Genomic DNA, 18,256 nt, shown 5'->3' with positions numbered 1-18,256 from the left:
CCTCAAATATCGGAAGGGTGGACGTGTCCGAACCAGCTTCGATTTCCACTGGCATCGCCGAGCGCTATGCCACCGCAATCTTTGAGATTGCGAAAGAGAACAATGACCTTGCAGGTCTGGAATCCGGCATCAATGATCTGGCTGCAGCCTTGGGCGAAAGCGCCGAATTGCGCGACCTGATCGCATCTCCGCTGGTTTCGCGTGCCGAACAAGAAGGCGCAATCACCGCAGTTGCCGACAAGATGGGTTTGCACGCCATCCTGCGCAACACGCTGGGTCTGATGGCGCAAAAGCGCCGCCTGTTTGTCGTTCCGCAACTGGTTCAAGTCCTGCGCGAAATGCTGGCGGACGAGCGTGGCGAAGTGACCGCAGATGTTGCGTCGGCCAAGGCGCTGACCAAGACGCAAATGGAAAAACTGTCCAAGACGCTGTCCGAGCGTGTGGGCAAGACCGTGACAATCAATGCGACCGTTGATGAAAGCCTCATCGGCGGTCTTGTCGTTAAAGTGGGCTCGAAAATGATCGATAGCTCGATCCGTTCGAAGCTGAACTCCCTACAGAATGCAATGAAAGAGGTCGGATAAATGGGAATCCAAGCTGCAGAGATTTCTGCAATCCTGAAGGACCAGATCAAAAATTTTGGTCAGGAAGCCGAAGTGGCCGAGATCGGTCGCGTGCTGAGCGTCGGTGACGGGATTGCCCGTGTATACGGCCTGGACAACGTACAAGCCGGTGAGATGGTCGAATTCCCCGGCGGCATCATGGGCATGGCGTTGAACCTGGAAAGCGACAACGTCGGTGTCGTTATCTTCGGTTCGGACCGTGACATCAAAGAAGGTGATACTGTTAAGCGCACGAACTCGATCGTGGACGTTCCGATCGGTGACGAGCTGCTGGGCCGTGTTGTTGACGGTCTGGGTAACCCGCTGGACGGCAAGGGCCCGATCAACGCAACCAAGCGTGGCGTTGCAGACGTCAAAGCGCCCGGCATCATCCCGCGTAAATCGGTTCACGAACCGATGGCAACCGGCCTGAAATCGGTTGACGCGATGATCCCGATTGGCCGTGGCCAGCGGGAACTTATCATTGGCGACCGTCAGACCGGTAAAACTGCCGTTGCTCTGGACGCGATCCTGAACCAGAAAACCTATAACGACGCAGCCGGCGACGACGAGTCGAAGAAGCTGTACTGTGTCTACGTTGCGATTGGTCAAAAGCGTTCGACCGTTGCGCAGCTGGTGAAGAAACTGGAAGAATCCGGTGCGATCGACTACTCGATCGTTGTGGCCGCAACCGCGTCCGACCCGGCGCCGATGCAGTTCCTGGCACCTTACGCCGCAACTGCAATGGCCGAGTACTTCCGTGACAACGGCCGCCACGCGCTGATCATCTATGATGACCTGTCGAAACAGGCTGTGTCCTATCGTCAGATGTCGCTGCTGCTGCGCCGCCCGCCCGGACGTGAAGCCTATCCTGGTGACGTTTTCTACCTCCACTCGCGGCTGCTTGAGCGCTCGGCGAAGCTGAACGAGGACTTCGGTGCAGGCTCGCTGACTGCTCTGCCGGTTATCGAAACTCAGGGTGGAGACGTTTCGGCGTTTATTCCGACCAACGTGATTTCGATCACCGACGGTCAGATCTTCCTGGAAACCGAACTGTTCTATCAGGGCATCCGTCCTGCTGTGAACACCGGTCTGTCGGTTTCGCGTGTAGGCTCCTCGGCTCAGACCAACTCGATGAAGTCGGTTGCTGGTCCGGTTAAGCTGGAGCTGGCTCAGTATCGCGAAATGGCTGCGTTTGCGCAGTTCGGTTCTGACCTGGACGCCGCGACCCAGCAGCTGCTGAACCGTGGCGCACGTCTGACCGAGCTGATGAAACAGCCGCAGTACTCGCCGCTGACCAACGCTGAAATCGTTTGCGTCATCTTCGCCGGTACCAACGGTTACCTCGACAAGATCGACGTGTCCGATGTAGGCCGTTACGAAGCTGGCCTGCTGGCGCATCTGCGTGGCAAGCACGCGGATCTGCTTCAGTGGATCACGGACGAAGATCCCAAGATCAAGGGCGACGCTTCCGACAAGATCAAGGCTGCGATTGACGAATACGCCGCAACCTTCGCTTAAGGGAGAGGCGGGCATATGCCAAATCTTAAGGACCTTAAAAACAGGATCGAGTCGGTCAAATCGACCCGCAAGATCACCAAGGCCATGCAGATGGTCGCGGCTGCAAAACTGCGCCGCGCCCAGGAATCTGCCGAAGCCTCGCGTCCCTATGCCAAGCAGTTCAATGCTGTAATGGCGGGGTTGGCGGCGTCGGTCGGGGGCAGCGACAGCGCCCCCAAGCTGCTCCGGGGTACGGGCAGTGATGATGTCCACCTGCTGGTTGTCATGACAGCTGAGCGCGGCCTCTGCGGCGGCTTCAACTCGAACATCGCCAAGCTGGCCCGTGTCAAAGCGGAAGAGCTTCGCCTGAAAGGCAAAACAGTCAAGGTCTTGACTGTCGGCAAAAAAGGCCGCGACGCTCTCAAGCGTGATTTTGGCGATCTGTTCGTTGGACATATCGACCTGAGCGAAGTCAAGCGTCTGGGTTACTCCAACGCGCAAGACATCGCGAAGGATATCCTTTCCCGCTTTGACGGGGGTGAGTTCGACGTTGCCACGATCTTCTACTCGAAGTTCGTCAACGTTGTGACCCAGATCCCGACGGCACAGCAGGTCATCCCCGCCTCGTTTGAGGACACCGAGGGTGACGACAGCGGTGCCATCTTCGACTACGAGCCCAGCGAAGAGGCCATCCTGGCCGACCTGCTGCCCAAGGGGGTTGCGACCGCGATCTTCTCGGCTCTGCTCGAAAACGGAGCGTCTGAACAGGGTGCACGAATGTCCGCGATGGACAACGCGACACGCAACGCGGGTGAGATGATCGACAAGCTGACGATCCAGTTTAACCGCTCACGTCAGGCCGTGATCACCAACGAGCTGATTGAAATTATTTCCGGCGCCGAAGCGCTGTAGAGACAAACCGGAGACGAAACATGGCGAATGCAAAAGGCAAAGTCACACAGATCATCGGGGCCGTCGTCGACGTGCACTTCGAAGATCAGCTGCCTGAAATTCTGAACGCGCTGGAAACCACCAACAACGGCAAACGTCTGGTGTTGGAAGTTGCTCAGCACCTGGGTGAAAACACCGTCCGCACCATCGCGATGGACGCGACCGAAGGTCTGGTCCGTGGCGAAGAAGTGTCGGACACCGGCGCACCGATCTCGGTTCCGGTTGGCAACGCCACCCTGGGCCGCATCCTGAACGTGGTTGGTGAGCCGATCGACGAAAAAGGCCCGGTCGAAGCGACCGAAGCCCGCGCAATCCACCAGCCTGCACCGAGCTTTGATGAACAGTCGACCGAGTCGGAAGTTCTGGTGACCGGCATTAAGGTTGTTGACCTGCTGGCCCCTTACGCCAAAGGCGGTAAGATCGGCCTGTTCGGCGGCGCCGGCGTTGGTAAAACCGTTCTGATCATGGAACTGATCAATAACATTGCAAAAGTGCACTCGGGCTTTTCGGTGTTCGCGGGTGTTGGCGAACGGACCCGTGAAGGGAACGACCTGTACCACGAGATGATCGAATCGAACGTTATCAAGCCGGACAACCTGTCGGAATCGCAGGTGGCCCTGGTTTACGGTCAGATGAACGAACCTCCGGGAGCGCGTGCACGAGTTGCTCTGACCGGTCTGACCCTGGCCGAGCAGTTCCGCGACCAGTCCGGTACCGACGTTCTGTTCTTCGTCGACAATATCTTCCGCTTCACGCAGGCGGGCTCCGAGGTTTCGGCTCTGCTGGGTCGTATTCCTTCGGCGGTGGGCTACCAGCCCACGCTGGCCACCGACATGGGCGCCCTGCAGGAACGCATCACTTCGACCAAGTCGGGCTCGATCACCTCGGTTCAAGCGATCTACGTGCCTGCGGACGACCTTACCGACCCCGCGCCGGCAACCTCGTTCGCCCACTTGGACGCGACCACCGTTCTTAACCGTGCGATCTCGGAAAAAGGTATCTACCCGGCCGTTGACCCGCTCGACTCGACCTCGCGTCTGCTCGACCCGGCCATCGTTGGTGAAGAGCACTATAAGGTTGCGACCGACGTTCAGCAGATCCTCCAGCGTTACAAGTCGCTGCAGGACATCATTGCCATCCTCGGCATGGACGAACTGTCGGAAGAGGACAAACTGACCGTGGCCCGTGCCCGTAAGATCGAACGCTTCCTGTCACAGCCGTTCGACGTGGCCGAGGTCTTCACCGGCTCGCCGGGCGTTCAGGTTCCGCTGGATGTCACCATCTCGTCGTTCAAGGCCGTTGTGGCTGGCGAATACGATCACCTGCCCGAAGCGGCCTTCCTGATGGTTGGCGGTATCGAAGAAGTGATCGCCAAAGCGGAAAAGATGGCCGCAGAAGCCGCCTAAGGAGTATCCCTGATGGCAAACACGATGCAATTCGACCTCGTCAGCCCCGAGCGGAGCCTAGCTTCGCTTGCGGCGACGGCGGTCCAGATTCCCGGCGCGGACGGGGACATGACGGCGATGCCCGATCATGCCCCCACCATCACTACCCTGCGCCCGGGCATCCTGAAGGTCGACTCACCCGAAGGCTCCAGCGAGTATCTGGTCACCGGCGGGTTTGCTCAGATCAACGGAGATAGCCTGTCGGTTCTGGCCGAAAAGGCCATTCCGGTGACCGAGGTGACCCGGTCGCAACTGGATGACCTGATCGCCGAGGCCCGCGCTTCGCACGAAGTGGCCAAGAACGGAGACGATCAGAGCATCGTCGACGACGCCGCCAAGCTGTTGGCCGACATGGAAGCCCTTGGAACGCATATGAGCCTGTAAGGCTCTGGCTTTTCTTGTGATTTAAAACGGCTCCGCCTGTGCGGGGCCGTTTTTTTTGTCGTGATTTTCCCGGAGTCGCAGGATAGGTGTAGGGAATACAAAGACAAAGACATCAATAATGAAGACTTTTCGAACCCACCCAATTGGTATCGACCAAGGCGAGGCAGTGCTGTTTTCTGATTTCGCTGACGGCGGCGATATGTGGACCGGAGAAGGCCCGCGCGAACGGCGTTCTGCCGTTACTTTCAGCCAACCATTCCGCTCTGCGCCAGTGGTTCAGATCGGTGTCTCGCTTTGGGATGTTGATACGTCCTCCGCGTTGCGAGCTGAGGTGACGGCTTCGGATATTACATCTGAAGGGTTTACTGCCATCTTTCGAACATGGTCTGACACTCGGATTGCGCGAATCCGGGTGAACTGGACTGCAATCGGAGAGATCGCACATGAGGATGACTGGGATATCTCGTGAATGATTGAACGCCTGAGTCTGGAAGTAGTTAGAAAAATATGCTGCGCACTTTTCGGGATGATCAGTGTAGTCTGGAAAACAACCAGTTCCATTCGTAAGGATTAGTACCACTCAGCATTATGGTGGAAATCGTTATGACGGCTCCAAGGACGCAATAGACCGGAACACGGCTCAAGGCATAACCACGCACGAAAAGTCCGATTAATCCTATCAGCAAGGACAGCAGAGGGAGACCAATCATAATCACGCCGGCCCCAAGGGAGTACTCGCGGGCACTCTCGGTATCCATTGAGTGGGCGATTTTGCCTGTAATAAGGTAATATGTGGCAATGACGCCAAAGGTGAAGCCCACTATGGAACATATGGCCCGAGCCCTGTTTGACGCAATACGCTTTCGACGCCCGCCCGTTATGGAGGCGTCCGAGATCGCCTTGTTCCGCTGTTTGTTGCCAGCAGTAATGCCGCGGTACATTAGGATACAGCCAGCCACTAACGCGATTACCCCCACAACACCTAGCCCGGCTGCGGCACCGATCCCATAGCTTTGCTTTATAACCTCGTAACTTTCGTTTGCCTGTTTTATTGCTTGTTGGCCGACACTCAAAAACAGTATGCCGACAAGGACCTTCCAGTGATTTGGTCTGAGTGACGGAGCTTTTGTTTCTTTTTGCGAAAGGTCAGAGGTTGCTTGCAGGTTGTTGGCGTTGATGCGTTGAATGCGGTCTTGAAAGCTTGTGTTTGACATGGAGCGAGGTCTGAAACTCTATAAGTTTGTTTTTGCAGGATTTTTACCAAGGCAATGTGGTGAAAATTGGTCAGACGTCAGCGTAGTTGATGCGCCGAGGCCAAGAAAGGAGCCGCTGTAAAATGGGCGTGAGACGTCTGAACTTTGCTTATATTGTCAACATTCGTAGCGCTAAGGCACAGATCGCTCACAAGGTTGCGTCGCCAACATGCATTGACGTGTGCCAGACATAGTCCAACTAGAGCTCTGCAAGCGGGCGCCGCCAGGTTTGCGGTGCTCTGAAGTGGCCTGAAATGCTGCTCTAGGCCTCATTTCCCTCAATCATATCTACACGCGTCGCATGACGACCGCCTTCGAACTCGGCAGTCAGAAAGGCGTCGACGATGTCCAGAGCCTGACCTTCCCCCACCACACGCGCTCCGATCGACAGCATGTTTGCATTGTTGTGCTGACGGATCATTCGGGCAGAAAACGCGTCCGAGCAGACGCCGCAACGGATGCCTGGTACTTTGTTGGCTGCCATCATAATGCCCTGTCCGGTGCCGCACAGAACAATCCCCAGCTCGCAATCACCCGAGGCCACAGCCTGCGCTGCGGCTTTGCCGTGTTTGGGGTAATGCGTGCTTTCGGGAGTGGTTGGCCCGATATCCACCACGTCCCAGCCTTTCGCCGAGATATGGGTGGCGACGGCCTGGCGCAGGTCGATGGCTGCGTGGTCGCTTGAAAGAACGATGCGTTTTGAGGCTGTCACGGAAACGTCCTGCCCTGATTGGTTGTCGGGAATGCAATAGGGCGGCTGTTAGGCCGCCCGTTTCTGTCAGGCGATATTATGGTACATGGATTCGTAGATCGGTGTCAGGGTCTTGTCCTCGAACAGCGATGACACGCTGGTTCCGTTCCAAATGTTCAGGATCGCCTGGGTAAAGATCGGCGCGGTCGGGACAATACGGATGTTCTTGGCCTTGGTGACTTCTTTGGTAGGTTGGATCGTGTCGGTCAGCACCAGTGATTTCATCACTGAGTTCGTCACACGCTCGACCGCGGGGCCGCTCATGACGCCGTGAGTTATGTAGGAGTGCACCTCCTTTGCGCCGTTGTCCAACAGCACCTGCGCCGCTTTGCAAAGCGTACCAGCAGTATCGCACATGTCGTCCACGATCAGGCAGATCTTGTCTTTCACGTCACCAATCACGGTCATCTCGGCCACTTCACCGGCCTTTTCGCGGCGCTTGTCTACGATGGACAGGGGGGCGTTGATCCGCTTGGCAAGCTCGCGTGCGCGCGCCACGCCGCCCACGTCAGGCGAGACGACCATCAATTCATCCAGGTTGTTCTTGAACTGATGTTTCACGTCCAGCGCAAAAATCGGAGAGGCATAGAGGTTGTCGACCGGCATGTCGAAGAACCCCTGAATCTGGGCGGCGTGCAGGTCCATGGTCAGGATCCGCTCGATCCCGGCACCGGTCAGCATGTTTGCAACCAGCTTGGCACTGATCGGCGTGCGGGCCTTGGTGCGGCGGTCCTGACGGGCATAACCGAAATAGGGGATCACGGCGGTGATCCGCTGGGCCGAAGACCGGCGCAGCGCATCGGCGATGATCAGCAGCTCCATCAGATTGTCATTGGCCGGGTTCGAGGTCGGCTGGACAATAAACATATCCTCGCCGCGCACGTTTTCGAACACTTCGACGAAAATCTCGCCGTCGTTAAACCGCTCGACTCTCGCATCGACCAGACCCTGATCGACACCGCGATACAGGCTCATGCGGCGAGCAATGGATTCGGCAAGCGGAAGATTAGCGTTCCCAGCGATAAGCTTGGGTTCGTTGAGTGTCGGCATCGGCTGAGGTCCCCGGGCAGCAATGGCAAATGTGACAGATTCGTGATGTTGACACCGCTTAGCATGGCCTTACCGTCCAGCAAAGATAACCCAGCGGAGAAAGTGCACATGGCCCAGATTGACTACTTTTTTGCGACAATTTCGCCATTCACATATTTGGCAGGCGGGCGACTAGAGGAGGTCGCGGCCAAGCATGGGGCAACGATCAACTACAAACCGCTGGACATCATGGCGCTGTTCGGACGCACGGGTGGGACACCGCCGAAGGACCGGCATATCTCGCGCATCGAATACCGCAAGCAGGAGCTGCTGCGGCAATCGAAAGCTCTGGGCATGGATTTCAATCTGCAGCCCGCGCATTGGCCGACCAATATGGCGCCATCGTCTTATGCGGTAATTGCGGCGGTGAAGGATGGATCAGGGGATATGGGCAAGCTGGTCCAATCCTTCCTGCGCGCCTGCTGGGCCGAGGAGAAGGACATTTCACAAGATGACGTAATCCGCGATTGCCTGTCTCAGGCCGGGTTTGATCCGAGCCTTGCTGATAGTGGCCTGCTGGTGGGTGCGGAAACTTATGCCGCCAATCTGGAAGAGGCCGTGGATCGTGGCGTCTTTGGTGCTCCGTTCTATATCACTAAGGATGATCAGAGGTTCTGGGGTCAGGATAGGCTGGACGATCTGGATCGGCACCTGGCCGAGATGAAGGTGTGAAGGACCAGTTGCCGGTCCACGTCAGAACCTTGGGTCAGGGCGCACGAAAGGTGCTGGCCCTGCACTGCACCATTGCGCATTCCGGCGCGTGGTCCGGTCTGGCTGCGGCGCTTGCCGGTGAAGCGACCCTGGTTGCCCCCGACATGCTGTCACACGGCCGCAGCCCGGATTGGGACGGGCAGGGGGATTTTTTCGACCTCGCCACTGAATTGGCTGCTGCTCAACTGACCGAACCGATGGACGTGATCGGCCATTCTTTCGGCGGTATGGTTGCGCTGCGCCTTGCGGTCGAGCATCCCAACCTGATCCGCAGTGCCGTGTTGATCGAACCGGTGTTCTTTGCGGTTGCGAAGCGGGATGCGCCCGAGTTGGTTGCGAAACATGACCACGAAGCGCAGCCCTATACGGATGCTCTGGCCGCCGGAGACATGGCGCTGGCCGCGCGCCTGTTCAACCGGATGTGGAGCACCGATGACAGCCCCCGTTGGCCGGACCTGCCTGAACGCACCCGTGCCGCGATGGTGCGGGGCGTGCACGTTGTTCCTGCGGTGGAAGACGTATTGTTTCAGGATCGGAGCGGGTTTTTGAACTCCGGCGTTCTGGACTGCGCGACCATGCCGGTGCAGATTCTCAGCGGGTCAAGGACGCACCCGGTGATGCCTGCGATCGGCAAGGGGCTGCAGCAGCGGCTGCCCAACGCATCCTACGCCATGGTCGAGGGCGCAGGGCATATGCTGCCGATTACACATCCGCAAGATACGGCGGGATTGGTGCAGAAGTTCTGGCAGGATACTCGCGACCGTTAAAGCAGGGAAAGAAACCGGTCGATATCCTCGGCGCTGATCGACCAGTCGCAGACCAAGCGGCAGGCGAGGGTTTCCTCGTCATCGGCTCCGTCCAGTTCCGCTCCCCACAGGTGATAGACGGCACCTGCTTCGTGCAGCTGTTTGTGCCGCCCCCGCGAGAACTGCGCGAAGATCATGTTCGCCTGCGGCTCGTGCAGGAACGAGGCCCCTTTGGTCCGCAACCCCTCGGCCAGTCGGGTGCAATTGGCATTGGCCTGACGGGCCAGTTTCAGCCACAGATCTTCTTGCAGATAGGCAGCCATCTGCGCCGACAGATAGCGGTGTTTGGAAAACAGATGTGCCCCGCGTTTGCGGCGCAACTCAAATTCCCAGGCTTTGGATTCGTCGAAAAAGACAACCGCCTCGACCCCCATCAGCCCGTTCTTGGTGCCGCCAAAACTGACCGCGTCCACGCCTGCTTTCCACGTCATCTCGGCCGGAGAGCAATTCAGCGCCACCAGCGCATTGGTGAACCGCGCACCGTCCAGATGTACTGGCAGGCCATATTCCTTCGCCACACCGCACAGCGCCTGCAATTCGGCCAGTGAATAGACCGAGCCACGCTCGGTCACCTGCGTGATCGAAACAGGCCCGCGTTGCGGGCCGTGCACGCCGCGTGTTTCCTCGGCCAGAATCGCGCCGCGCAGTGCCTCGGGGTCCATCTTGTCGCCGCCGGGCACGAGCGTCAGTTTGGCTCCGCTGTAGAATTCCGGTGCGTTGCACTCGTCTTCGTGGATATGCGCCACTGGCGAGCAGAAGACGGTATCCCAAGGGTTTGCCAAAGTCGCCAGCGCCAGCGAATTCGCCGCCGTGCCGGTGGCTACCAGATACACCGCTGCACCGGGCGCTTCAAAGATGCCGCGAATGCGATCCCGCACCGCGTTCATCAGCGTGTCGGCACCATAGGCCATCTGATAACCCTCATTGGCTGCATTCAATGCGGCCATAACCTGCGGGTGAACCGGCCCGGAATTGTCAGAGGCGAAATACATCAGCTGGGCTCCTCGATGATATAATCTTCCCACTCTTCAAGCGGTGTTTCGAACTCGGATACCGTGCGACCCCGGACCGACATTCCGGCGGCGTGCACGCTGTCCGGCGTACCAGATATCAACGGGTGCCAGTCATAAAGAGGTTTCCCCTCCCACAGCAGCCGGTAGGCGCAGGTCTGCGGCAGCCAATAGGCGTGGTCGTCGATATTGTCAGGCTTCATCACGATACATTCCGGCACGAACTGGTGGCGGATGTCGTATTGGGTGCATCGGCAGCTCTCGTCATCCAGCAGGCGGCAGGCGACGCAGGTCAGCGCGACCTCGCCGGTATCCTCGTCCTCCAACTTGTTCAGGCAGCACTTGCCGCAGCCGTCGCACAGCGCTTCCCATTCGCGCTGGTTCATCTTGGACAGCGGTTTACGTTCCCAGAAGCGCGGGCTCAGACCATTGCGATCAATGGGATCGGTGGTCATAGCGCCGTCAGAATGCTGCGGGCCTTGTCGCAATCGGCACCCATTTGAGTGATGAGGCCGTCCAGCCCGTCGAATCTCATCTCTGGCCGCAAGTATTCAACCAGCCCGACTGACAGGGTAGCCCCGTAGAGGTCACCCAAGAAATCGAACAGGAATGTTTCGATATTGGGGACTTCGCCCTGAAACATCGGACGTGTGCCAACCGAGGCCGCGCCATGATAGCTGCCCTGATGGGGGCCGCCCAACACATCGACCAGCACTGCGTAGACGCCGAATTTCGGCGGGTGTAGCCCCTCGATGGACATGTTCGCGGTGGGAAAACCCAGTTCGCGGCCCCGCTGTTCGCCACCGATCACCTCGCCCTCGATCCGGTGCCAATGGCCCAGCATGGCGGCGGCATCCCGGGGACGGCCTTCGGACAGGGCGGTGCGGATCGCCGTGGACGATACCACGTTTTCGGATCGCTCCATCAGCGGGGCAATGGTGACACCGAACTCCATTTCCTGCCCAAAGCGGGCCATGTCATCCGCCGTACCGCTGCGGCCTTTGCCGAAACAGAAATCGGCCCCCACGACCACATGCGACAGGCCCAGCCCGTCGCAGATCACGTTGCGCGCGAATTCTTCCGGAGTCAGCCCGGCCAAGGCGGCATTGAAGGGCAATTCGTACAGTTTCCGCACCCCCAGCTTTTCCAGCCTGTGCGCGCGGGCGTTGCCGCGCATCAGGCGAAAGGGTGGTGCGTCGGGTGCAAAATACTCGCGCGGGTGGGGCTCGAACGTCAGCACTCCCAAAGGGGCGTCCGGGGCGGCATTGCGCGCCAGTTCGATTACCGACTGATGCCCGACATGGACGCCGTCAAAGTTCCCGATCGCCACGCTGGCGCCGCGGTCCTGAGGCTCGATAAACTGAAAATCCCGGATGATGCGCATAGGCGAGTGCGTAGCGTTGCGAGTCCATTTGTTCAAGCGGCAGTTTGGATTTGGAAGGCGCTACCCCGAGAAATAGCCCGGAACTGAGCTGTAGGCGGCAAGACGCAAGAGGTTTCCCTAAGTATACCGGGCTGCGTACCTACAACTTCTTGATTTGAAAAAAATCCTGAGTGTAGACTGAATGCCCGGTCCACAGAATTTTCTGTGAACGGGATCGAGGCCCGGCCAGGTTCTGGATGAGCCCAGCACAGGAGGCAGACCCATGTATCGGTTGCGACTTTTCGCGATTCGCCATGCCCGCACGTTCGAGTGGATTTACAAATGTGTCGAACGCGGCATGGTCGCGATGGACCCGCTATTTTCAAAAGTCGGCTATAACCGCGTCGAACGCCCAATTGCATTGGTCGAGAAGGGTGTGAAAACCCTTTTGTTTGACTGCAAGATGTGCGGGCAATGCGTGTTGTCATCCACTGGCATGTCCTGCCCGATGAATTGCCCAAAACAGCTGCGCAATGGTCCTTGTGGGGGGGTGCGCCCCGGCGAGTTCTGTGAGGTAAAACCCGAAATGAAATGCGTCTGGGCGTTGGCTTGGGATGGGTCGAGTCGTATGCGTCACGGAGGAGACAAGATAAAAGAAGTCCTTCCACCGGTGGAGCATACGTTGCGGGGATCGTCATCCTGGTTGCGAGTTAGCCGGGAAATCGCGACTCAGGAACGCGAAGCCCGTGACGCCGCGCGGGTGACCCTGGCGCAGGCGTTCCCGGAAGCGCGCGAAAATGAGCCCTCTGCGGCACCGTTGGCCGCCGAACCACCCAATGCGGTGAACCGGGAGCTTAGGAAATGATCGATGCACATCGCAATGAGGTCGAGCCAATCGGATATGTTCCGGTCCCCAATGGGTATGTGTCGCACAGCCGGCTGGAAAAGGTTTTGCGCTCGGGCCGTTTTGCAGTGACGGCAGAGTTGAATCCGCCCGATAGTGCCGATCCCGAGGATGTTTTTCAGGCCGCTCAGCCGCTTGGCGAAGTAGCTGACGCGATCAATGCAACCGATGCTTCGGGTGCCAATTGCCACATGTCTTCAATTGGAATCTGCGCATTGCTGACGCGTGCGGGGTACTCTCCGGTCTATCAGATTTCCTGCAGGGACCGGAACCGGATCGCCATTCAGGGCGATGTTTTAGGAGCCGCTGCATTGGGGGTAAGCAACGTGCTTTGTCTGACCGGTGACGGTGTCGGCGTCGGAGATCAGCCGGGTGCAAAACCGGTCTTCGATTTTGACTCTCTGACCTTATTGCGCACAATCCGCACCATGCGCGATCAGGGAAAGTTTCTCTCTGGCCGCAAAATCACACGCCCCCCTCAACTATTTCTGGGAGCGGCGGAAAATCCTTGCATACCTCCCTTTGACTGGCGTCCGGATCGTTTGGCAAAGAAGGTAGACGCCGGGGCCGAGTACATTCAGACCAACTACATCTACGATATTCCGCTATTTGAGAGGTTCATGGCGCGGGTTCGGGATGCAGGGCTGGACAAGAAAGTTTTCATAATTGCCGGCGTCGGACCCATCGCATCGGCGCGCGCGGCACGCTGGATGCGCAGCAATGTGCCCGGCATCCATATCCCGGATCAGGTCATCGAGCGGATGGAAAAGGCTGAGAAACCTGGTGATGAGGGGAAAAAGATCTGCATCGAACTAATCCAGCAAATCCGGGATATTGCCGGGGTTTCAGGGGTCCATGTGATGGCCTACAGGCGCGAACACGTGGTGTCAGAGATCATTCTGGAATCCGGTGCATTGAAGGGGCGCAAGCGAGCCCGCCAATCCTGACGACTTTGCGCGCTTCGACGCTTGAACCTAATGACAAAAAAGGCGCCTGTTGGGCGCCTTTTACATGTGATGGTGCCGCAATCAGTCGAACTTACGTGACGGGGCCAGCACCATGGCTTCACCGATCAGAACTTTCTTGCCGTCGACCGAGCAGTGGCAATCCAGTTTGACACGACGCTTGGAAAAGTCGATGTCGATCACTTTGACCTCGGCGTAGACCATGTCGCCAGGGCGGACAGGGGCCAGGAATTTCAGCGACTGGCCCATGTACACTGTGCCATGTCCGGGCAGCTGTTCCCCAATCACGGCCGAGATCAGACCAGCGGTCAGCATCCCGTGCGCGATGCGGCCCTCAAAGATCGTATCGCGAGCGTAATCGTCATCCAGATGCACCGGATTCCGGTCAGTGGAAACCTGCGCGAACATCTCGATGTCTTCGTCCGTCACTACTTTGCGCAAGTGACGGGTCATGCCCATTTCGATGTCTTCGATACAGATCGTGCCGCGCGGAAGATTGTCCAACATGTCGCCCTCACTTGATTCTTCAGGGCAACAAAACAACTAAAGTCACCCCAGTTCGGCAACTTTATTACTTCGCAGTCGCAGAAAATCAAGTCTTTTCTGACTATCTCAAACGACCGATTGTGAAGGTGGGATTGATGTTTTCCCTTGCGATATAATCAGTTAGGGATTCTTCGTGTGGATGGTGCGACGTTTTTGTTTCAGCCGCGGCCAAGCCGCCCGAAATGAACAGAGAATCAATCCCTTCACCCATGCCACCCAGAATGTCTGTGTGGGGGCCGTCTCCGATCACCAAAATGTCGCCGTCGGGGATATCGTGACCCAGTTCCTGCAACCGGCGTCGGGCCAGGTCGTAGATTGGCGGATGCGGCTTGCCGAAATAGAGGCTTTCACCCCCCATCTCGGTATAAAGCCTTGCCAGCGCTCCGGCGCACCATTCGCGCACCTCGCCCCGATCGACCACGATATCGGGGTTGGCACAGAGCAGCTTCATGCCCTTTTGCTTGGCATAGAGGAAATCCGGACGGTTCACTGACGGGTCCGCCATCGGATCGAAGGGGCCACAGCAAACGATGCCTTCAGCTTCGTCCAGCGGGACACGCTCGATGTGAATGGGGTGGTGTAGCAATTTCAACGGTTCAAAGAACCCCGCATCACGTTGCCATTCCCCCATGAAATAGACCTTTTCGCCCACCGCGCCCCGAAACATCGCCGAGCGCGCCGAGTCGCCACTGGTGGCGATGGTGTCATAGGCATCAGCGGGCACGTTGAATTGCTCCAGTTGCACGGCGACGCCCGCGCGCGGTTTCGGAGAGTTCGTGACCAGCACCACGATCCCGCCCTTTGAGCGGTATGCCTGCAAGGCGGCCACGGCCTCGGGGAAAGCGGTGATGCCGTTGTGAACGCAGCCCCAAAGGTCAACGAACAAAGCTTTATAGCGATCGGAGACGTCGGACAGGGCGTGGATGATCTGGGTCATATTGGCCTCGGATGAGAATGCAGGTTTGCGCTAGCTATGCCAAAGCCAGCAGCGAATGACCATCCCGCAGGGTACGCGACCTCTTTATGCAAATCGTCAGTAAGCCGGATTCATGGTACATTACTGCTCGTCATTCATTTAGTTTTTTGGAGGTGCCATGGTTGAAGTGGGCAAGGGAAGCGGCTTTGCAGAGACTTTTTTCCGATGGTTCCAGATTGTTGCAATAACCCTGGCAGGACTTTGGGCTGTTTTGCAGTTTGGTTTGCTAGAGGCAGGGAAGAATTACGTGCTCGAGGTGGATGTCTCGGCCACTGTAGGCGATGTAGCCGAAAGCGGTGGTATGTTGCCGGTCAAGGTTACATCGGTGGTGAAAAACACCGGCCATCGCGGTCTGAACCTGATTTTTGCGAAAGCAATCTTCGGAGAGGAGGACTTCCTGTATCATGATGGCGAATTCAACCCACCCATACGCGATTGGGCTTCTGCAAAACACGAGCCGTTTCGATATATGGAAATGATGGGCGAACGCAGGTTTGTGGGCGCAACGGCGTTTGAATTGTTCTCTCCTTTGTATTGGCTGGACCGAAATGAGAAACAGAGAAATGAAATTCTGTTTTTCGCCAATACCGAACGGGCTTTCGTTTTCACCTATCAGGTATACTACTATGCGGCGCAAAGGTGCCGTGGTTATCTTATGTTTGAAACTTGCTTTGAGTTCACAGCGGAGACCAGTGAGCGACCGGAAGGTGGCGAATGTCCCGGAGATACACTGTGGGTCGGGGTCACCCGGCTGTGCGTCCAGTATTTCAGCCGTGAAATCACAGAAGCAAACAGCAAGTGGCAGCCTATCAGCCAGCAGGAATTGGCTGAAAACCACAAATTGATCATCTATCGCAGGGACGGGACCATATTTCATATGCCCGCCGATACTTCCGAGACCGAGACCTACGTTGAATAAATTAGGGCGCCGAAAGGGCGCCCTAAATGAGTTACTTATGGTGCGGGTGTCTCAGACCTTGAGGTTCGGAATGATCTGCTTTTTGCGGCTCATGATGCCGGGCAGAACAACGGCGTCGCCATCGACCGATGCGCCAAAGCTCTTTTCGGCCACGCCTTTGACCAGATCGTTCGGCACCAGCAGGGTGGCTTCTTCGTTCAGGATGTCGACCACGAAAAGCAGAACCTGGTCAACACCGTCTTCCGTCGCGACATTTACCATCGAGTCGGCCAGGCTGGCCTTGCGGTCCAGCACAACGCCCGGCGCCGTGGTTTCCAGAACCGAGACACGGAACTTGGTGCCGTCGACCTCGTATTCCTTGCTGTCCATGCGGATCAGTTCGGCGTCCGAGAAAGACGATACATCCGATTTTGCGGCAAACATGTCGGCGGCATAGGCAGACACGTCCAGACCCAGATCAGCCGCCAGTTTCTCGGCCACTGCGCGGTCGTGGGCAGTGGTGGTGGGCGAACGGAATTCCAACGTATCCGACAGGATGCAGGTTAGCGCTGCTCCCTTGATGGCGTCGGGCATCTTGGCCGCGTCGTCGCCCATCAGGTCGACCATGATGGTGGCGGTGCAGGCCAGAGGGCGCACGGTAATGTCGATCGGCCCTTTGGTTTCCAGACCGCCGACCAGCTTGTGGTGGTCTATGATGGCTTGGATATCTGCGCTGTTGATGCTGGCGGGCAGTTCAGCCGGGTTGTTGGTGTCGACAATGACAACCGGCGCGTCTGCTTTGACGTCATTGATGATGCGCGGCTTGGGCAAGTCCCAGCGTTGCAGCATGAAGGCCGCTTCGGTGTTGGGTTCACCCAGCAGAACGGGCTCGGCCTGTTCGCCTTTGACTTCGTTCAGGTACCACGACCACAGGATCGGCGAGCCTGTGGAATCGGTGTCGGGGGATTTATGGCCAAATACAAGAGTTGTCATGTCAGCGTCCTGAGGATGATAATTTTGCGCGCCTTATAGGGCGCTCCGCCAGGCTTGTCACCCGGCAGAGTTTACGCTGCGACGGTTGGTCTGACTTTCGCTGGTGTCAGGTCAAAATGGCGCGCGGGTCAGGGTGTATCCGGCCTGTTGCAACTGGTTCAGCAAACCATGTGTGTCACTCAGGTGTCCTGCACCTACCGCTATCACTGCTGTCCGAACCTGAATGTTCAGAATTGGTTTCATCCAGTTGTTGTTGCGTTCGACAAGAAGTTGCTGTTCGAAGTCGCTCCATTCCTCGTCGAACACCTCGGGCGAAAGGCCTGAAAAGTCGCGCCCCATGATGCGGGCCAGTTGCAGGGCCTGTGCGTGCTGTTCGTCGATATAGGCGTTGGTCATGGTCGCCATCTGATCTTCGCTGTTTTCGAAGGCACCGGCCATTCTGGCAAGCGATTGAGCCTGTTTTTCGATGGGGTGGATGTCAAACATGGCCATCAGGTCCTCGATCCGCTCCAGCGAATGCTGCGGGATGCCCCGGTCTTCGGCCAGAGCGTTCAGGCGGGCATCCATGCCGTGATTGGCATCCGGATCCTCGATCATGCAAGGCGGGATGCTCAGCATCATGCTTAGGAACCAGGGCCGCATTTTCGCACCCACCCAGCCCGGTATTCCCCGTTCGGCCAGGTTTGCGGATAGGGCGTTCCAATCTTCTTCGGGCAGGAGGTCAATCAGGGTAGGGCCGGACGTGATCATGATCGCGCTCGGGTCGGTGGCAAGTTTCTGCTCCCACGCTTTCATTTCGTCTTGGGTGACTTCGAAATAGAAAGCATCGGCTTTGCTGAGTGTCGGCGTCAGGCGTTCTACAATCGCGTCCATGCGCGGATCATTGAGGTGCATGGTTCCGATCAGATGCAGTATCGTGTCGCCCTTGGTTGCGATCCAGTGGTTGCCTTCGGGATAGGGGACACCTTTAAGGGCCTGTTTCAGTTCCGCCCGGGCCGCGGGTGTCAGATCTGCCGTCAGATCACGCCCGTCGCAAGCGGCCTGAACCGTGACGGGCAGCAGTAAGCAGATCAGAAACAGGAACAGGCGCATTCGTATCATCCCGGTTG

Annotated in this window: 21 protein-coding genes; 11 read left to right on the top strand and 10 right to left on the bottom strand. The window is 57.7% G+C overall.

Going from position 1 to position 18,256, the window contains the following annotated elements:
- Nucleotides 1-23 precede the first annotated feature (23 nt).
- The 6 genes from ACR1XY_RS04600 (at nucleotide 24) to ACR1XY_RS04575 (ending at nucleotide 5,351) form a co-directional block, all read left to right on the top strand.
- Nucleotides 24-584 carry a F0F1 ATP synthase subunit delta gene (locus tag ACR1XY_RS04600; RefSeq protein WP_480590304.1) on the top strand — a complete coding sequence of 187 codons (561 nt, stop codon included), beginning with the start codon at nucleotides 24-26 and terminating at the stop codon, nucleotides 582-584.
- Entirely contained in the window at nucleotides 585-2,123 is a 1,539-nt protein-coding gene (gene atpA, locus ACR1XY_RS04595) for a F0F1 ATP synthase subunit alpha (RefSeq protein ID WP_480590301.1), read from the top strand. It abuts the gene before it with no gap.
- A gap of 15 nt (nucleotides 2,124-2,138) precedes the next feature.
- Complete coding sequence (locus ACR1XY_RS04590; RefSeq protein WP_480590299.1) at nucleotides 2,139-3,014, top strand: F0F1 ATP synthase subunit gamma; 876 nt, start codon at nucleotides 2,139-2,141, stop codon at nucleotides 3,012-3,014.
- A gap of 20 nt (nucleotides 3,015-3,034) precedes the next feature.
- The gene (gene atpD / locus ACR1XY_RS04585) at nucleotides 3,035-4,459 is read left to right on the top strand and encodes a F0F1 ATP synthase subunit beta (protein ID WP_480590297.1); all 1,425 of its coding nucleotides are present in this window, start codon (nucleotides 3,035-3,037) and stop codon (nucleotides 4,457-4,459) included.
- Nucleotides 4,460-4,471: 12 nt separating this feature from the next.
- Nucleotides 4,472-4,882 carry a F0F1 ATP synthase subunit epsilon gene (locus ACR1XY_RS04580; protein ID WP_480590295.1) on the top strand — a complete coding sequence of 137 codons (411 nt, stop codon included), beginning with the start codon at nucleotides 4,472-4,474 and terminating at the stop codon, nucleotides 4,880-4,882.
- A 118-nt stretch (nucleotides 4,883-5,000) separates the two neighbouring features.
- Complete coding sequence (locus ACR1XY_RS04575; protein WP_480590293.1) at nucleotides 5,001-5,351, top strand: H-type lectin domain-containing protein; 351 nt, start codon at nucleotides 5,001-5,003, stop codon at nucleotides 5,349-5,351.
- Nucleotides 5,352-5,412: 61 nt separating this feature from the next.
- Here ACR1XY_RS04575 and ACR1XY_RS04570 read toward each other — a convergent pair whose 3' ends face one another.
- From ACR1XY_RS04570 to ACR1XY_RS04560, 3 genes are all read right to left on the bottom strand, one after another.
- A complete protein-coding gene (locus ACR1XY_RS04570; protein ID WP_480590291.1) occupies nucleotides 5,413-6,096 on the bottom strand; it encodes a hypothetical protein in 684 nt (227 codons plus the stop codon).
- 301 nt (nucleotides 6,097-6,397) lie between these two features.
- Complete coding sequence (gene rpiB / locus ACR1XY_RS04565; RefSeq protein ID WP_480590289.1) at nucleotides 6,398-6,847, bottom strand: ribose 5-phosphate isomerase B; 450 nt, start codon at nucleotides 6,845-6,847, stop codon at nucleotides 6,398-6,400.
- A gap of 66 nt (nucleotides 6,848-6,913) precedes the next feature.
- Nucleotides 6,914-7,936: a ribose-phosphate pyrophosphokinase gene (locus ACR1XY_RS04560; RefSeq protein ID WP_480590287.1), complete on the bottom strand. Its 1,023-nt coding sequence runs from the start codon at nucleotides 7,934-7,936 to the stop codon at nucleotides 6,914-6,916.
- Nucleotides 7,937-8,044: 108 nt separating this feature from the next.
- On the opposite strand from ACR1XY_RS04560, the gene ACR1XY_RS04555 reads away from it, so the two are divergent.
- The gene (locus ACR1XY_RS04555) at nucleotides 8,045-8,647 is read left to right on the top strand and encodes a DsbA family protein (protein ID WP_480590285.1); all 603 of its coding nucleotides are present in this window, start codon (nucleotides 8,045-8,047) and stop codon (nucleotides 8,645-8,647) included.
- Complete coding sequence (locus ACR1XY_RS04550) at nucleotides 8,644-9,453, top strand: alpha/beta fold hydrolase (RefSeq protein ID WP_480590283.1); 810 nt, start codon at nucleotides 8,644-8,646, stop codon at nucleotides 9,451-9,453. The genes ACR1XY_RS04555 and ACR1XY_RS04550 overlap by 4 nt, the downstream gene beginning before the upstream one ends.
- On the opposite strand, the gene ACR1XY_RS04545 is transcribed toward ACR1XY_RS04550, so the two are convergent.
- From ACR1XY_RS04545 to ACR1XY_RS04535, 3 genes are read right to left on the bottom strand one after another with little or no spacing between them, the layout of a single operon-like run.
- Nucleotides 9,450-10,484: a threonine aldolase family protein gene (locus ACR1XY_RS04545; protein ID WP_480590281.1), complete on the bottom strand. Its 1,035-nt coding sequence runs from the start codon at nucleotides 10,482-10,484 to the stop codon at nucleotides 9,450-9,452. The two genes, ACR1XY_RS04550 and ACR1XY_RS04545, sit on opposite strands and share 4 nt — an antisense overlap.
- On the bottom strand, nucleotides 10,484-10,957 hold the full coding sequence (locus ACR1XY_RS04540) for a YcgN family cysteine cluster protein (protein ID WP_480590280.1): 474 nt from the start codon (nucleotides 10,955-10,957) through the stop codon (nucleotides 10,484-10,486). The genes ACR1XY_RS04545 and ACR1XY_RS04540 overlap by 1 nt, the downstream gene beginning before the upstream one ends.
- Nucleotides 10,954-11,886 (bottom strand): bifunctional riboflavin kinase/FAD synthetase, encoded by a 933-nt coding sequence (locus ACR1XY_RS04535; protein WP_480590278.1) that lies wholly within the window; start codon nucleotides 11,884-11,886, stop codon nucleotides 10,954-10,956. The genes ACR1XY_RS04540 and ACR1XY_RS04535 overlap by 4 nt, the downstream gene beginning before the upstream one ends.
- Nucleotides 11,887-12,148: 262 nt before the next feature.
- On the opposite strand from ACR1XY_RS04535, the gene ACR1XY_RS04530 reads away from it, so the two are divergent.
- Together ACR1XY_RS04530 and ACR1XY_RS04525 are read left to right on the top strand one after the other, a co-directional pair.
- A complete protein-coding gene (locus ACR1XY_RS04530) occupies nucleotides 12,149-12,730 on the top strand; it encodes a methylenetetrahydrofolate reductase C-terminal domain-containing protein (protein WP_480590276.1) in 582 nt (193 codons plus the stop codon).
- Nucleotides 12,727-13,716 (top strand): methylenetetrahydrofolate reductase, encoded by a 990-nt coding sequence (locus tag ACR1XY_RS04525; protein WP_480590274.1) that lies wholly within the window; start codon nucleotides 12,727-12,729, stop codon nucleotides 13,714-13,716. The genes ACR1XY_RS04530 and ACR1XY_RS04525 overlap by 4 nt, the downstream gene beginning before the upstream one ends.
- Before the next feature lie 81 nt (nucleotides 13,717-13,797).
- Here the strand turns inward: ACR1XY_RS04525 and ACR1XY_RS04520 are convergent, their stop codons facing one another.
- Both ACR1XY_RS04520 and ACR1XY_RS04515 read right to left on the bottom strand, forming a co-directional pair.
- Nucleotides 13,798-14,241 (bottom strand): MaoC family dehydratase, encoded by a 444-nt coding sequence (locus tag ACR1XY_RS04520; protein ID WP_170325944.1) that lies wholly within the window; start codon nucleotides 14,239-14,241, stop codon nucleotides 13,798-13,800.
- 100 nt (nucleotides 14,242-14,341) lie between these two features.
- Nucleotides 14,342-15,217 carry an HAD family hydrolase gene (locus ACR1XY_RS04515; protein WP_480590273.1) on the bottom strand — a complete coding sequence of 292 codons (876 nt, stop codon included), beginning with the start codon at nucleotides 15,215-15,217 and terminating at the stop codon, nucleotides 14,342-14,344.
- Nucleotides 15,218-15,374: 157 nt separating this feature from the next.
- Between ACR1XY_RS04515 and ACR1XY_RS04510 the strand changes: the two genes are divergently transcribed.
- The gene (locus ACR1XY_RS04510) at nucleotides 15,375-16,175 is read left to right on the top strand and encodes a hypothetical protein (protein ID WP_480590271.1); all 801 of its coding nucleotides are present in this window, start codon (nucleotides 15,375-15,377) and stop codon (nucleotides 16,173-16,175) included.
- A 51-nt stretch (nucleotides 16,176-16,226) separates the two neighbouring features.
- Here ACR1XY_RS04510 and ACR1XY_RS04505 read toward each other — a convergent pair whose 3' ends face one another.
- A complete protein-coding gene (locus ACR1XY_RS04505) occupies nucleotides 16,227-17,147 on the bottom strand; it encodes a manganese-dependent inorganic pyrophosphatase (protein WP_480590269.1) in 921 nt (306 codons plus the stop codon).
- 111 nt (nucleotides 17,148-17,258) lie between these two features.
- A complete protein-coding gene (locus tag ACR1XY_RS04500; RefSeq protein WP_480590268.1) occupies nucleotides 17,259-18,239 on the bottom strand; it encodes a TraB/GumN family protein in 981 nt (326 codons plus the stop codon).
- Between the last annotated feature and the right edge of the window lie 17 nt (nucleotides 18,240-18,256).

The sequence above is a fragment of the Ruegeria sp. AD11(2025) genome (genome assembly GCF_056542405.1).
The sequence above is the reverse complement of the archived record's forward strand: the minus strand, read 5'-3'. Positions and strand labels throughout refer to the sequence as shown.

Excerpts from the sequence above, each read along its gene's own strand:
- ACR1XY_RS04555 (WP_480590285.1), top strand. The coding sequence starts at position 8,045 with ATGGCCCAGATTGACTACTTTTTTGCGACAATTTCGCCATTCACATAT.
- ACR1XY_RS04580 (WP_480590295.1), top strand. The coding sequence starts at position 4,472 with ATGGCAAACACGATGCAATTCGACCTCGTCAGCCCCGAGCGGAGCCTA.
- ACR1XY_RS04500 (WP_480590268.1), bottom strand. The coding sequence starts at position 18,239 with ATGCGCCTGTTCCTGTTTCTGATCTGCTTACTGCTGCCCGTCACGGTT.
- ACR1XY_RS04560 (WP_480590287.1), bottom strand. The coding sequence starts at position 7,936 with ATGCCGACACTCAACGAACCCAAGCTTATCGCTGGGAACGCTAATCTT.
- ACR1XY_RS04510 (WP_480590271.1), top strand. The coding sequence starts at position 15,375 with ATGGTTGAAGTGGGCAAGGGAAGCGGCTTTGCAGAGACTTTTTTCCGA.
- ACR1XY_RS04520 (WP_170325944.1), bottom strand. The coding sequence starts at position 14,241 with ATGTTGGACAATCTTCCGCGCGGCACGATCTGTATCGAAGACATCGAA.
- ACR1XY_RS04570 (WP_480590291.1), bottom strand. The coding sequence starts at position 6,096 with ATGTCAAACACAAGCTTTCAAGACCGCATTCAACGCATCAACGCCAAC.
- ACR1XY_RS04535 (WP_480590278.1), bottom strand. The coding sequence starts at position 11,886 with ATGCGCATCATCCGGGATTTTCAGTTTATCGAGCCTCAGGACCGCGGC.
- ACR1XY_RS04575 (WP_480590293.1), top strand. The coding sequence starts at position 5,001 with ATGAAGACTTTTCGAACCCACCCAATTGGTATCGACCAAGGCGAGGCA.
- atpD (WP_480590297.1), top strand. The coding sequence starts at position 3,035 with ATGGCGAATGCAAAAGGCAAAGTCACACAGATCATCGGGGCCGTCGTC.
- ACR1XY_RS04515 (WP_480590273.1), bottom strand. The coding sequence starts at position 15,217 with ATGACCCAGATCATCCACGCCCTGTCCGACGTCTCCGATCGCTATAAA.
- ACR1XY_RS04540 (WP_480590280.1), bottom strand. The coding sequence starts at position 10,957 with ATGACCACCGATCCCATTGATCGCAATGGTCTGAGCCCGCGCTTCTGG.
- ACR1XY_RS04525 (WP_480590274.1), top strand. The coding sequence starts at position 12,727 with ATGATCGATGCACATCGCAATGAGGTCGAGCCAATCGGATATGTTCCG.
- ACR1XY_RS04505 (WP_480590269.1), bottom strand. The coding sequence starts at position 17,147 with ATGACAACTCTTGTATTTGGCCATAAATCCCCCGACACCGATTCCACA.
- atpA (WP_480590301.1), top strand. The coding sequence starts at position 585 with ATGGGAATCCAAGCTGCAGAGATTTCTGCAATCCTGAAGGACCAGATC.
- ACR1XY_RS04545 (WP_480590281.1), bottom strand. The coding sequence starts at position 10,484 with ATGTATTTCGCCTCTGACAATTCCGGGCCGGTTCACCCGCAGGTTATG.
- ACR1XY_RS04590 (WP_480590299.1), top strand. The coding sequence starts at position 2,139 with ATGCCAAATCTTAAGGACCTTAAAAACAGGATCGAGTCGGTCAAATCG.
- ACR1XY_RS04530 (WP_480590276.1), top strand. The coding sequence starts at position 12,149 with ATGTATCGGTTGCGACTTTTCGCGATTCGCCATGCCCGCACGTTCGAG.